Origin of the sequence: Alteromonas sp. Cnat2-8 (assembly GCF_022348355.1) — a bacterium.
GTDB classification, from domain to species: domain Bacteria; phylum Pseudomonadota; class Gammaproteobacteria; order Enterobacterales; family Alteromonadaceae; genus Alteromonas; species Alteromonas macleodii.
Window position 1 is genome coordinate 475,724 of sequence record NZ_JAKREX010000004.1, and the last position, 13,260, is coordinate 488,983.

The window sequence follows — 13,260 nt, forward strand, 5'->3', positions numbered from 1 at the left end:
TCTCTTTACTCGCTCTGCAGTATTTTTTTACTATTTCAGTACTACCTTCGGCAGTACCTATGTAATACCGCTATAAAATTTCTATGACGTTGCCGCCTGCGGCTAGCGCATCATCTTTATCGTGTGTCACTAATACTGCGGGAATATTACGTGCTTTTAGCTGCGAAAACGTCCAGCTGCGAATTTGACTTCGAAGGGCTACATCTAGTTTGCTGAACGGCTCGTCAAGCAATACCACATCAGGCTCAGAAGCTAACGTTCTGATAAGGCTTACTCTGGCCTGCTGACCACCAGAGAGCGTATTCACAGTCCGGTCAGCGATGCCGTCAAGTTCGACGGCCACTAATAACGCGTTTATGGCGTCGTGTTTCAATTGCTTGTTTTTATATGCCTTATCAGGCATAGCGAACGCAATGTTTTCGCCCACGGTCATGTGTTCAAATAAAAGCGCATCTTGAAACATAATACCCACTTTGCGAAGGTGCGCATCGATTTCGTTTATCACCACGTGGTTAATTTTAATTTGTCCAGTAACGCTAAAGGGGGCCTGAAGCTGTCCGGCGATGGCTTGAAGTAAAGTAGACTTACCTGCGCCGCTAGGTCCCATAACGGTCAGCACTTCTCCCTTTGCTACCTCAGCACTTAACTGAAGCAGCGGCTTGTCATCGCGATAAATAACGATGTTTTCTAAACTAAGCACTATAAATTACGCCCTTGTAGTTTTTGTTCTTATGTTAGCCATGCGCTTTTACTGCACCGGGTCTGCGGAACGATTGCTGTGAGTATCTGATACCAGCATTTGCCTACTTCGTCTTCTCGTTGCAACTGAAGGCATGTACCAAGCGATCATAAAGCCAATTAACGGCATTACCGCTTGAATAATGACATACACCGCAGTAAGTCGCGTACTGCTCCCCGATACCGACGCTACAGCCTCGGTCGTAACAGTAGGGAGCGTCCCGCCAGACGCCAGCAAGGTAGGTAAATACTGGCTAAAACTAATCGCCAGCCCCAACGCCCATGCCACCATAATGGCGCTGAACAACGAAGGCAGCTTAACATGATAAAACACCTGCCACGGCGTTTTGCCCAAGCTCTGCGCCACCATGGCGTATCGGTTGTCGAACTTCCTATACGCCACCGCCATCGATAAAAACACGTAAGGCACAACATAAACCATGTGCGCTACATAGGTGTGAAACCATACGGCGTTTTGAAAAACAAGCTGCTGGAACCAGACCAGACCGTATAGGAAAGCTACGCCAGGTACCAATAGTGGCAAAAATAGAGAGACAGAAAATGCATTCGAAGCAACAACACGCGCTGGCTTTAACTGCTCGCTTTCCAGGGTAAATAAAACAAGTACCAATGAAGTTGTACTCACCAGCACGCCAAGTAATAAGGTATTAATAAGCGGTGTTGTCAGCGCACTTGTTGCCGTACTCCAGTGCAGTAGTGTTAGCCCCGATGGCAATAACAGCGGGAAATGCCATTGCTTAGCAAAGGAGTACACAACAACCGTGTATACCACCGCGCAGATCAAGATGATGTAAAACGCCATGATGACAAAGCCACACGCGCGTAACACTGCATCGGCAAAATATCGATTTCCACCTGAAAGGCTGCGCTTACCGGTGTATGCCACTAATCGCTCTATCCCCAAAAACAATACTACCGCCACCGCTGATACTGCCACTTGAACCACAGCAGCGCTACTTGCAAGCAGTCGCATGGACAAATCAATATGATTAAACCAGTGCATAATGGCGACAGCCAAAGTGCTCGGGTTATTTGGGCCTAGAATAAGTGGAATTTCTACATTTGAAGTGGCGAAAACTAGTACTGCTAAAAGCGGTAACTTTATCTGGGAAAAAATTGTCGGCAGCACCAGTTTAAAAAAGCTCGCAGTAGGCGAATAACCTAACGCTGTCCCCACCTTTACATACCCCGTGAGTTTCTTTTTCACCAGCGGCTGAGACATAACGCTTAGCGTCATTAACAAAATAAACGGCAGCTCTTTCAGGCTAAGCGCGATAAGTATACTTAGTCCTAGACCGTCATAAAGTAGCGTTCCATCATTCGCAGCGGGCAATGCCATTTCGCTGATTTCATTAACAAAGGGGGTTGTGAAAGCATGACTAAAATACGCATTCAAGCGCGTGGTAGTTGCTGCAAATATACCAGAAGGGCTAACTACAAATAAAAGGGAAATGGCCGCAGCCGCGTGGGGAAACACCAGAAACGGGCTTAACACACCCTGAATTTTTCCTAGCAGGGAAGATTGGTAAAACGTGGCGAGAATACAAAACGCTGCTATTACGGCTAAAAGGGTTGAGCCTACGCCCGTAAAAAGCGACAACCACATCATTTGCCAAATGTCTGGGAGGTCGAATAGCGTAGCAAACACTTGCGTTGAAAAGGCGTTTGCGCCGATAGCTGGGAAATAACCTAACGCAGGAAATATTACCCCTACCAGCCCTGCCAATACGGGAATACAAAGTAAAAGCAGCAAGCACCAGCGTGCAACAAGTGTAATGTGAGTAAACATTAGTAGCGAGCCCCGTAACGTTCATACCAGGCTTCGCGCAATTTATCAGTCCAGCTTGCATGGGGTTCGGCTAACAGCACCGCTGACTGAGATTTGTCGAGGGCAGATTTGTGCACAGACTCGTCTTTAAACAGCATAGCTTGTGCTTGTGTCAGCGATGCCATATCAAGAACCGTATCATCGCCCCACACCGTCAGCTTTTGCTTCTCGGCCTGAGCTTCTGGCGAAAGCAAAAAATTTACTACTGTCTTTGCTGCTGTTTTGTTTTTCGAATTGTAGGTCAGCCCCACAAAATGGACATTAGCAAGGCTACCGTCTTGCATGGCATAGGTGCGAACATCGTCGGGTAGATCAAAGCGATTTACCGCTGATGGAATTTCAGCGGCGGTAAATGAAAACGCGAGTGTTAACTCACCTGTGCCTACCAAGCGTTGAAGTTGTGAGGCTTGGCGAAGCATATACTTGCCTTGCTGCCACATAGTGGGATGCAATTGGTCCAAATAAGCCCAAAGTGCGGGCAATACAGCCTGAAGAGACGATTCGGTAACGGGTTGGTAAAACAAAGACTGCTTATCGCCGTTAAGAGCAATTGCTGCGTATTTTATAAAGCTAATGCCTAAATAATCGCTCGGCACTGGATAAGTGAAGCGTCCTGGCGCTTTTTGAGAGAACCGAAGCAGTTCATTAATGGTTTGCCCAGGCGCAGTGCCTAACGCTTTCATGTGCGCGCTACGATAATAAAACACCATCGACGCCTTACCCCACGGCGCTTCCATACCAAGCGTGGGTTCGCCAAAATCGGTTACCATGGCAGAGTTCTTTTCCGGGCGGGTTAGCGCGAAATGATCAAGTTCTTTAACCCAGTCTTTAGCGAGCAAGTTATGCTTTTTCATTGCCGCAAAGTTTTCGCCATTTATCCATATTAAATCTACGCTGCCGTTATCGTGATTACCGGCCGCTTTTTCTGCTAATACGCGTGACACGGCGTCACTGGTATCAGCAAGCTTAACGTGCTGCAGTTCAATGTTAAAACGCTGGCTAACTTGCGCCGCTACCCATTGCAAATAACCATTTACTTGAGCGCTTCCCCCCCATGCATGAAAACGTACCAGAGGTTTGCTTTGTGTGTCGTCTTTAGGCGATTGCGCTGAGGTGCGCTTGAGCACCGTTGACGCACGTGTTGGCGATTGAGGCTGGCTCTGTATTTCATTGCCAGAAACATCAACAATAGAGCTATCAACACTGGCAATATCAAACGGCACCGCAAATGAATGCGAAGCCGTGATTAGCTGAGAACTGAAAACAGCTGATGCCAGCGCCAGCCCCTTAACGAGACGACTAAACTTGCCAAAGCGGCGTAAACAAGCCGCTTTCGTGCTAACTAAAGCGCTATTGCGTGGCATTGAGTGCCCAGTCGTAATCTAAGAATTCTAACTCTGCGTTATCTTGCTCAAGCACTGAAACCTGCTGACTCGATAGGTTTAATGCATCTTTGTATAACAGCAAAAATTGGCTGATATTTTCCGTGTTTACGTTTTTAATACCTTGCCAACTTTCACTTTTCCGATTGGTGTTTTTTTCAAAATCTTCGCTGTACCAGTCGAATATTTTTGAAAGCTTCAAGGTGTTACCGTCCATTCTGTTGCGAGACGTATCGGCTAAAAAACGCTTGGTTTGTGCGTCAAGCTGGCTATCTAGCCTTGCGCCAACGTACGCTTCTTCTCGCAGCGCAGGGCAACCAATACTGGCACAGTTTACGGCGAAATGAATTCGAGGTTCGTTATATCCTTCCGTGGTTTTATTTTGTCCGCGAATAAGTTCGTGCTCTATTTCATCCAGCGTACGGGTTTTACCAAGTAGCGGCGCAATTTCCTTTTTCCATGGCGACGAGAAAAAGCTGCCTAAATCGCGAATAGAGTCTATGTCTGGGAATTCGGTGAGGATTAGCTCAACGGTATAAGCATTGTAAGCATTGATAAGAAATGCCAGTTGGTCGGCCTTGCTCCAGCCGTCAAAGGTACTTTTTTCTACCTTAGCTAAGCTATTTAAATACTGAGTTAAACGTTCCCTATCTTGTTTAAACCCATGGTAATCAACTTGCGTGCTGGCACCATTGTCTATGGTTTTCACATGCTCGCTTAGTAACGCACTAAACGGTTCGTGTAGCCTGTTCAATTGCTTTGGCACCGCTTCATCAGAGAGCGCTGAAAAGCTTACGCTTGCAGTAAGCAGCATGATGCTGCTTACTGCCAATCGACCAAATTTTCTAATAGTGATTCGTCTGGACATCGCGATTACTCTTGTCATTACTTGTTCGCTCGCCATCACCAATGCGTTTTTCACCGCAACTGCTTTTGTCACCGCTAATGCTTTTTTCACATTAACTATCCTCTGCGCCACGTGTGGAATTTCTCTACATAGCTGAGCAATTTTTCAGGCGCGTTTGCGCGCTTCCAATTCCCTGCTGCATACTTTGCGCCTTCAGCCCATGTTGGGTAAGCGTGGATAGTGCCAAGGATCTTGTTTAACCCCAGATCGTGCTTCATCGCAATAACAAACTCAGCCAGTAAATCTCCTGCGTGTTCCGAGACGATAGTGACGCCCAATATCTTGTCTTTACCCGGTGGCGTGAGCACTTTAATAAACCCTTTTCTGGCACTTTCCGCAACAGCACGATCTAACTCTGCAAACTCGTATCGCGTTACTTCAACGTCAATGTCTTGCTCGGCAGCGTCACGCTCGTTAATGCCCACCCGCGCTACTTCCGGATCGATGAAGGTTGTCCATGGAATAACGCGATAATCAACTTTGAATTTCTTAAACGTGCCGAAAAGAGCGTTGACTGCAGCGTACCATGCCTGGTGGGCGGCCACATGGGTAAATTGATAAGGCCCTACTACATCGCCAGCGGCAAAGATATTAGGCATCAGGGTTTGTAAGTATTCGTCTGTTTCAATTGTTCTATCAAACTGAATACCTAAGTCTTCCAGACCAAAACCATGTAAACGGGCTTTTCGTCCCACAGCCACAATGACTTCGTCGTAGGCAATGGTAGATTCAACACCCTCTTTCGCTACAACCAGTACTTTTTCACCGTCTTGTTGTTCAAAGCGAAGCGCATCATGGGACGTCAATACGTTTACGCCGCTCTCTCTAAGCACAGACTCAGCATACTCCGCCACATCCGCATCTTCCCGGCCCATTAAACGCGGGGCACGCTCAACTTGCGTTACGTCACTGCCAAGGCGTGAAAAGGCTTGGGCGAGCTCACAACCAATAGGCCCGCCACCTAATACGATTAAACGTTTTGGCGCGTCTTCAAGTTCAGCAAACTTGGTCCACAAGGTATCAGAGGTGACATAGCCGCTTTGCTCAATGCCTGGTAATTCGGGAATAAATGGTGCTGCACCTGTAGCAACCACAATATTTTTTGTGGTTAGTGTTTGGGTGCCGCCATCGTTCTTTTTGATTTCCACCGTCCAAGGGTCGATGATTTTCGCATAGCCTTTTACAACATCAACACCCAAGCTAGTGTAACGCTCTACACTGTCATTAGGCGCGATTGCCGCAATCACTTCGTGCACACGTGCCATCACCCTTTTAAACGACATAGCGGGTGTTACCGGCTCTAAACCATAGTTATCAGCATGACGCATTTGATTGGCCACTTTTGCCGTTTTTATAATGGCTTTGCTCGGTACGCAGCCGTAGTTGAGACAGTCGCCGCCCATTTCGCCGGCTTCTACCAGCGTGACTTTTGCTTTCACCGCAGCAGCAATATAGCTGGTAACCAAACCACCTGCACCCGCTCCAATAACCACTAAGTTGCAATCAAACTTCTTTGGCTTGCTGTAGCCTTTGTACACGCGACGGCGATTGACTACTGCTACGATAGCTTTAGCTATCCAAGGGAATATGCCTAAAAGTACAAATGAAAAGATAAGCCCAGGCGAGACAATGCCAGACAAACTGTCTATTTGGGCAAGTTGAGTACCCGCATTTACATATACCGCGGTGCCCGCAAGCATGCCCACTTGGCTTACCCAGTAGAATGTCCAGGTTTTAAGCGACGTTAGTCCCATCAACAGGTTGATCAGGAAAAATGGGAATACTGGCACCAAGCGCAGGGTAAATAAGTAAAACGCACCTTGCTTTTCCACGCCCTCATCAATCTTTTTAAGCTTTTCTTTAAACTTGTTTCGCACGGTGTCGCGTAATATGAAGCGTGAAACTAAAAACGCCAGCGTTGCCCCTACGCTCGAGGCAAACGATACAATAACTAAGCCTTGAACCAGGCCAAACAAAGCCCCTGCTGCCAGGGTCAAAATAGCCGCACCCGGCAAAGAAAGTGCAGTTACGGCAACATAAATGGCAAAGAACACACCTATACTTAATACCGGGTTTTGAGCAATCTGCGATTGAAACGTATCGAGTGAATCCTTCATACCTTGAAGGGTTAGATAGCTATTTAAATCAAAATAAAAAAAGCTAAATATGGCGGCAACAATAACCCCTAAAAGCGCTATTTTCTTAAACATAAATATCCTTAGCGCTTAAAACGCGTATTGCATGGTAACTTGAGCGTGACGAGGTACGTTTGGCATGACAAGTGTCGCACCGAAATACCCACCTTCAAACAGCGGCTGCCAGTTTTCTTCATCGGTCACATTAATGATATCTAAACGCAATCGAAGGTCATCTGTTACTTGATAGTCTGCATTTACATCAACCGTATATTGGTCGCGAATATGCACCGTTTGCAGAAAGTCTAGTGGGAATGACTTGGTATAGAGCGCACTTGCCCCCACTTGCAGGTCATCCGTAATTTGCCAGCCAGCGTTAATAGAAGCAATTTGTGGCGGGATCCCCTGAACGCGACTGTCTGATGCAGGGAACGCGGCAAAAGAAGGTGATCCTACTCCTGTACCTTCAATAATATCAGGACGACTATTATCAAACGCATCAATAACCTGCGCCGTACCTTGAAACGCCGCTGAATCATCAAAACGCGCGTCTAAATAGCTATACGCGGCATTGATCCAAACATCGTCTGCTTGATAGAACATTTGTAGTTCGAAACCTTGCGTTTTCACACCACTGTTACTGCCATCACGGTTACGTAGGCTTCGGGTTTGGTCAAACACAGCGGCCTCTGCATACCAGCTGCTGTTTGGCGCATATTTTACACCCACTTCGTACAGCGTATTTTCAGTAGCAAAGTTAAGCGGGTTAATCTCGTTATTACCGCCTAACACCGTGCCACCCGCCATGCTGTTCGATGTTGCGTCGTTTTCTGAAAACGCCGCGTAAACATTTACATCACCCGTTAATTTGTACACTGCACTTAACTGGTAGCTGGTTAATGTATCACTGTACGAATCTGAAGCTGCTTCAACACCAATCGGCGCTAGTGGGTCACGCGCGTCTACGTCATAGTAATCAACACGTACGCCAGCAATCGTTGAAAATTTATCGGTCCACGTCGAGCGCTGCTGAAGCGCCAGGCCTGTTTGCCATGCGGTAGAGTCGGTGGTGTCTGACAAGTTAAAATCGCCGTTACCATCACCGTCTACGTCGTATTGCGCCCCCGGTGAAACATATACGCCAGGACGCAGCTCAACTAATCGGGCTTTTTGGGCATCGGTAAGCGGAATAACGCGGTTTGAGATAGGCCCGGTTAAATCAATCGGATTATCGGCCTCAGTGGTAAACTGGCTATAGCCCAACACGTCGTTGTAGCGTAGCGCTAACCCTACAGTCGTGGTTTGGCTGTCGTTCCACTTATAATCTAGCTCAGTACGGTTTTCGAACGTGTCAGCCCCGTCAATGATCTCAACAAAGCTATTTTGCGCTATTTCTTCACGTTCAAGATATTGATAATAAGTAATGTTGCGAAGCGCCACGTTATCAGTCATTTTGTATTCGACACTGCTTCGAATAACCGTAGTTTCAGCACCGTTAATGTCGTCAGGATTTGTGAATACGCGGTTGCGAGGAATAACCACTTCTCCAGTAGGAGAAATGATAGCACCTGCCCCCGGTACTGTACTGCCATTCGGCTGAGTGCCTTGCCCAGTAATATAAATACCGTTATCGATAAGGTCTTGCGTTGGGCGGTTGATACCTGCGTTGTCTGGATAGTCTGTGTCATAATACTCCGCGCTGATATCCCACGTCAGTACATCGCTTGGCGTATAGCGATAGGCTACAAACAGGTTCGTGCTATCGCGCTCGGCAAAATCGTAGAAACTGCCATGGTCTAAGTACTCTGCACTAAAGCGAATACCACTTTTACCTTCTTCTATAGCTGTGCCGTAATCCACTTGCGCTGAATACTGATCCCAGCGCCCGGCGCGAAGGGTGACTTTCCCCTTGCTTTCTGTGGTCGGCGCAACCTTTGTTTGAAGGTTTACAAAGCCACCGTTGCGCTGCGTGCTACCAAACAACACTGGCGACGGCCCTTTCACCACGTCAATTTGCTCAACGCTATTGAACGACAAAGGCAAACCAAAGCCATTGTTGCCTGCTTGACGTCTTATACCATCTTGAAAAAGCTCACCTAATTGGCCGCGTATACTGGGCAGGCTTGGCGTGCCAAAGCCGCTAGAGGCGTACGCGTTGGGCGCCGCTTTTACGATGTCGTGTAAATCGTTAATGTTAAGTGCCTCTATCGCTTGTGCCGACAGTGACGTCACCGCTCTAGGTGTCTCAGCTGCACTTAAACCGCTACCGAAAATGCCTTTAAGTGTGTTATCACCAGGATTTAGCGTATCTAAACTCTGCTGGTTTCCGGTTACCTCAACCACTTCAATATCTGCCGCTTGTTGGGCATAGAGCGATTGACTGATGGCAAGTGCGAGTGTGCTAACGGCTAGGCCGATTACTTTTTTCATTAACAGATCCGTATTTTTAATTCTTGTTCGACAAGACCGATACGCGTCACAAAAAATTTCAGTACATTTAATTTTCAAAAAAATATTAAAAAACACAAAATTAATTGAAATTTTTATTTTGAACGGTCGTTCTAGTATGCTTGCACTATTATACTTTTGGAGCATGTATGCAAAACAACACCGATATTCAAAACCGACTACAATGGTCGTTACTCTCTCTTCGCGTAACAATATTTATCGTTATGTTCGTATGGACACTCGATAAGTTTGTTAACCCAGCCCACGGCATGGCCATTTTTGAAAAGTTCTATGGTATCGGCGGCGTGCCTGAAATGGCCGTTTACGTTATGGGCGCACTGCAGCTTGCGCTGGTTTTGGCATTCTTAGCGGGACTTGCGAAAAAATACACCTACGGTCTTATTTTTATTCTTCACGGTGGGTCTACTCTGTCTTCATTCCCGCAGTATCTAGATGCCTTTAATCACCTGCTGTTTTTTGCTGCATGGCCAATGTGGGGCGCGTGCTTTGCACTTTTCCTATTGCGCGATGCCGATACTAAATTTGCCTTTGGCAAGTAACAGCTATTCGTTAGCTAAACACGCTAGATACACAGCACGCTAGAAAGTTAGCGCATAGCGATAGCCCTTATATTTATCTTTAGCAAGCTAACAAGATATGACGGCTACGCTTTTTAGCATTTAACTTACTGTTTGGCAGCAGCATACAGTTGCTGCCATTCAGCCTCTTCTACAGGCATGATTGACAGTCTTCCACCTTTTTTGACCAATGGCAGTTCATTAATACCGTCCATCATTTTAATCACTGAAAGCGGCAGAACGCTTGAAAATTTCTCTACAAATTTCACGTCAACGCGATACCAGCGGGGGTTATCCTGACTTGATTTAGGATCGTAGTATTTTGATTCAGGGTTAAACTGCGTGGTGTCCGGGTAGCCGTCTCTTACCACTTCAGCAACACCTGCAATGCCCACCAGCTTGCAACTTGAGTGATAGATAAATACTTTATCACCCCGTTTAACGCCGTCTCGTAAAAAGTTACGCGCCTGGTAATTTCTTACGCCATCCCACGGTTCCGTTTGCTCTGGGCGGTTTGCCAAGTCATCGATTGAAAATGCATCAGGTTCTGTTTTAAATAGCCAATACGCCATAGTCGTCGTTAATTCTCTTCGTTGTAAATAGACAAGCCTGTCATTCGCTAAATGCGGGCATTTGAAGCGCTTATAAAAACCTGCGCTCATGGCTAGCTTTACAGCTTGTTGATTTAAGTGAGTATACAAAGCTCTTTAATTTAATGACAGTGCTATACCTTAGCTTGGCCAACACTGCTATAATTACGCACTTATTCTGAGCTACAGCCTAATTTAAGCTCAGCAACTCTCTGATTTATCTAGATGTGATTACTATGCAAGCCACCATTAAGGCCGATCGCGGTCTGTTTTCTTACCCTAAATATTGGCCACACTGCCTGGGTACTGCGCCGTTTCTCCCCATGTCGAAGGAAGAAATGGATGCCCTTGGCTGGGACAGCTGTGACGTTATTTTGGTAACGGGCGATGCGTATGTAGATCACCCTAGTTTTGGTATGGCGGTGATTGGCCGAGTACTTGAAGCACATGGTTTTCGCGTGGGAATTATTTCTCAGCCAGACTGGACCAGCAAAGACGACTTCATGAAGTTGGGTAAACCCAACCTGTATTTCGGCGTAACAGCCGGCAATATGGACTCTATGATAAACCGTTACACGTCTGACAAAAAGCTTCGTCACGATGACGCTTACACGCCAGGCAATGTAGGTGGCAAGCGCCCTGATCGTGCGGTTACCGTGTATTCACAGCGCTGCCGTGAAGCGTTTAAAGGTGTGCCTGTGATTGTGGGTGGCATAGAAGCCAGCTTACGTCGCATTGCGCACTACGACTATTGGAGTGAAAAAGTACGCCGCTCTGTACTGTTCGATTCCAAAGCGGATATGCTCTTTTTCGGTAACGCCGAACGTCCTCTTGTTGAAGTCACTCATCGCTTAGCGGCAGGTGAAGATATTGCCGATTTGCGAGACATTCGCGGTACTGCGATTATCGTTAAAGAAGCCTTGCCAGAGTGGCAAGGTGTTGACTCGACCTCTCTAGACAGGCCGGGCAAGATAGACGCCATTCCAAGCCCCTACCAGATGGAGCCCGAGTGCGATTCGCAGGATAAAGACGCCAAAAGCAGTGAAGCGCCAGAAGCCGCGCCCATTGTTATTCAGCCTGCGCAAAAAGAGAAAGAAAAGCGTAAGCCTTGGGAAAACGTGTACGTTAAGCTACCTGCGTACGAGACGGTGAAAGACAACAAGGTGTTATACGCACATACCTCTCGTATTTTGCACCAAGAAACCAATCCAGGTTGTGCTCGCGCGCTAATGCAGCGCCACGGCGACAGACACATTTGGATTAACCCACCGGCCATGCCGCTTGAAACCGAAGAAATGGACGCGGTATTTGATTTGCCCTATCAGCGTGTGCCTCACCCTGTGTATGGCGATGCAAAAATCCCTGCATACGATATGATCCGCTTCAGTATCAACATTATGCGCGGATGCTATGGTGGCTGTACTTTCTGTTCTATTACCGAACACGAAGGGCGTATTATTCAAAGCCGTTCTGAAGACTCTATTATTCGCGAGATAGAGCAAATACGCGATACGGTACCGGGCTTCACTGGTGTTATTTCAGACTTAGGCGGCCCGACGGCGAACATGTATCGCCTGCGTTGTAAGAGCCCTAAAGCAGAAGCTACATGTCGTCGTCCCTCTTGTGTGTACCCTAGCATTTGTGCGCACATGGACACGGACCATAAGCCGACTATCGATTTATACCGCCGTGCTCGTGAGTTGCCTGGAATTAAAAAGATATTGATTGCTTCAGGCGTGCGTTACGACCTAGCGGTAGAAGATCCGGAATACGTGAAAGAACTGGCCCTTCACCACGTAGGCGGCTACTTAAAGATCGCTCCAGAACACACCGAAGATGGCCCGCTTTCAAAAATGATGAAACCGGGCATGGGCAGCTACTACCGCTTCAAAGAGCTATTTGATAAGTACTCACAAGAAGCAGGTAAAAAGCAGTACTTAATTCCTTACTTTATTGCATCGCACCCGGGTACCACCGACGAAGACATGCTAAGCCTTGCGATTTGGCTTAAAGAAAACAAATTTAAGCTCGATCAGGTACAGAACTTCTATCCGTCGCCAATGGCAACGGCTACCACCATGTACCATACCGAGGTAAATTCCCTTCGCAAGGTCACTAAAGACAGTGAAGAGGTGCCTTCTGCAAAAGGTGAAATTCACCGTCGATTACACAAGGCGATGTTGCGTTATCACGACCCGAAAAACTTTGCGCAAATTCGTGAAGCACTTAAACGTATGGGGCGCGAAGATTTGATAGGCCGTGGTCCTCAGCACCTTGTTCCGCCAGAAACAGCAGATGAAAAACGCCAAAAAGCGCAAAAAGGCCGTCGTGGTGAACGCGCATTGACCAAACATACTGGGCTTCCTCCTACCTTTCAGGGCAAGAGCAGCAAAGGCGGTAACGGCGTAAATAAGAGCCGACGTAATTCCAACGCTAACAAGCAAGATCGTGGTAACACAGCACAGCAGCGTAACGACACCGGCGGGAATAAGAACAGAGGCAACGCTTCGAAAGGAAATAATAGCGGCGGCAACAGTCGCGGCCGCACGCAAAAGCAGCCAAGCATGCACAAACGATAGAAACAAAAACGCCCGGAGCTTGTAAACTCTGGGCGTTTTTTTAAGGCCTATTGT

General features: G+C 47.2%; 9 protein-coding genes. 2 read left to right on the forward strand and 7 right to left on the reverse strand.

Translation table 11 applies throughout. The features are described from left to right. Positions 1-70 precede the first annotated feature (70 nt). From MHN00_RS13000 to MHN00_RS13025, 6 genes are read right to left on the reverse strand one after another with little or no spacing between them, the layout of a single operon-like run. Positions 71-700: an ATP-binding cassette domain-containing protein gene (locus MHN00_RS13000; RefSeq protein ID WP_014949285.1), complete on the reverse strand. Its 630-nt coding sequence runs from the start codon at positions 698-700 to the stop codon at positions 71-73. Between the two features lie 48 nt (positions 701-748). Continuing rightward, on the reverse strand, positions 749-2,548 hold the full coding sequence (locus tag MHN00_RS13005) for an ABC transporter permease subunit (RefSeq protein WP_239301383.1): 1,800 nt from the start codon (positions 2,546-2,548) through the stop codon (positions 749-751). After that, positions 2,548-3,951, reverse strand: a complete 1,404-nt coding sequence (locus MHN00_RS13010) for an ABC transporter substrate-binding protein (protein WP_239301384.1) — start codon at positions 3,949-3,951, stop codon at positions 2,548-2,550. Before MHN00_RS13010 ends, MHN00_RS13005 begins: the two co-directional genes overlap by 1 nt. After that, a complete protein-coding gene (locus tag MHN00_RS13015; RefSeq protein WP_239301385.1) occupies positions 3,938-4,927 on the reverse strand; it encodes a DUF547 domain-containing protein in 990 nt (329 codons plus the stop codon). Before MHN00_RS13015 ends, MHN00_RS13010 begins: the two co-directional genes overlap by 14 nt. A gap of 5 nt (positions 4,928-4,932) precedes the next feature. Beyond that, positions 4,933-7,086: a bifunctional TVP38/TMEM64 family protein/FAD-dependent oxidoreductase gene (locus MHN00_RS13020; RefSeq protein ID WP_239301386.1), complete on the reverse strand. Its 2,154-nt coding sequence runs from the start codon at positions 7,084-7,086 to the stop codon at positions 4,933-4,935. Positions 7,087-7,101: 15 nt separating this feature from the next. After that, the gene (locus tag MHN00_RS13025) at positions 7,102-9,441 is read right to left on the reverse strand and encodes a TonB-dependent receptor (RefSeq protein WP_014979159.1); all 2,340 of its coding nucleotides are present in this window, start codon (positions 9,439-9,441) and stop codon (positions 7,102-7,104) included. Positions 9,442-9,608: 167 nt separating this feature from the next. Here MHN00_RS13025 and MHN00_RS13030 point away from each other — a divergent pair, with 167 nt between their 5' ends. After that, complete coding sequence (locus tag MHN00_RS13030; RefSeq protein ID WP_014976366.1) at positions 9,609-10,019, forward strand: hypothetical protein; 411 nt, start codon at positions 9,609-9,611, stop codon at positions 10,017-10,019. A gap of 125 nt (positions 10,020-10,144) precedes the next feature. Here the strand turns inward: MHN00_RS13030 and MHN00_RS13035 are convergent, their stop codons facing one another. Continuing rightward, complete coding sequence (locus MHN00_RS13035) at positions 10,145-10,609, reverse strand: EVE domain-containing protein (RefSeq protein ID WP_239301445.1); 465 nt, start codon at positions 10,607-10,609, stop codon at positions 10,145-10,147. Positions 10,610-10,863: 254 nt separating this feature from the next. On the opposite strand from MHN00_RS13035, the gene MHN00_RS13040 reads away from it, so the two are divergent. Beyond that, entirely contained in the window at positions 10,864-13,206 is a 2,343-nt protein-coding gene (locus MHN00_RS13040) for a YgiQ family radical SAM protein (RefSeq protein WP_239301387.1), read from the forward strand. Positions 13,207-13,260 lie beyond the last annotated feature (54 nt).

What these genes read in the sequence shown, in the direction of transcription:
- MHN00_RS13005 (WP_239301383.1), bottom strand. Translation starts at nt 2,548, where the DNA reads ATGTTTACTCACATTACACTTGTTGCACGCTGGTGCTTGCTGCTTTTA.
- MHN00_RS13010 (WP_239301384.1), bottom strand. Translation starts at nt 3,951, where the DNA reads ATGCCACGCAATAGCGCTTTAGTTAGCACGAAAGCGGCTTGTTTACGC.
- MHN00_RS13020 (WP_239301386.1), bottom strand. Translation starts at nt 7,086, where the DNA reads ATGTTTAAGAAAATAGCGCTTTTAGGGGTTATTGTTGCCGCCATATTT.
- MHN00_RS13025 (WP_014979159.1), bottom strand. Translation starts at nt 9,441, where the DNA reads ATGAAAAAAGTAATCGGCCTAGCCGTTAGCACACTCGCACTTGCCATC.
- MHN00_RS13030 (WP_014976366.1), top strand. Translation starts at nt 9,609, where the DNA reads ATGCAAAACAACACCGATATTCAAAACCGACTACAATGGTCGTTACTC.
- MHN00_RS13035 (WP_239301445.1), bottom strand. Translation starts at nt 10,609, where the DNA reads ATGGCGTATTGGCTATTTAAAACAGAACCTGATGCATTTTCAATCGAT.
- MHN00_RS13040 (WP_239301387.1), top strand. Translation starts at nt 10,864, where the DNA reads ATGCAAGCCACCATTAAGGCCGATCGCGGTCTGTTTTCTTACCCTAAA.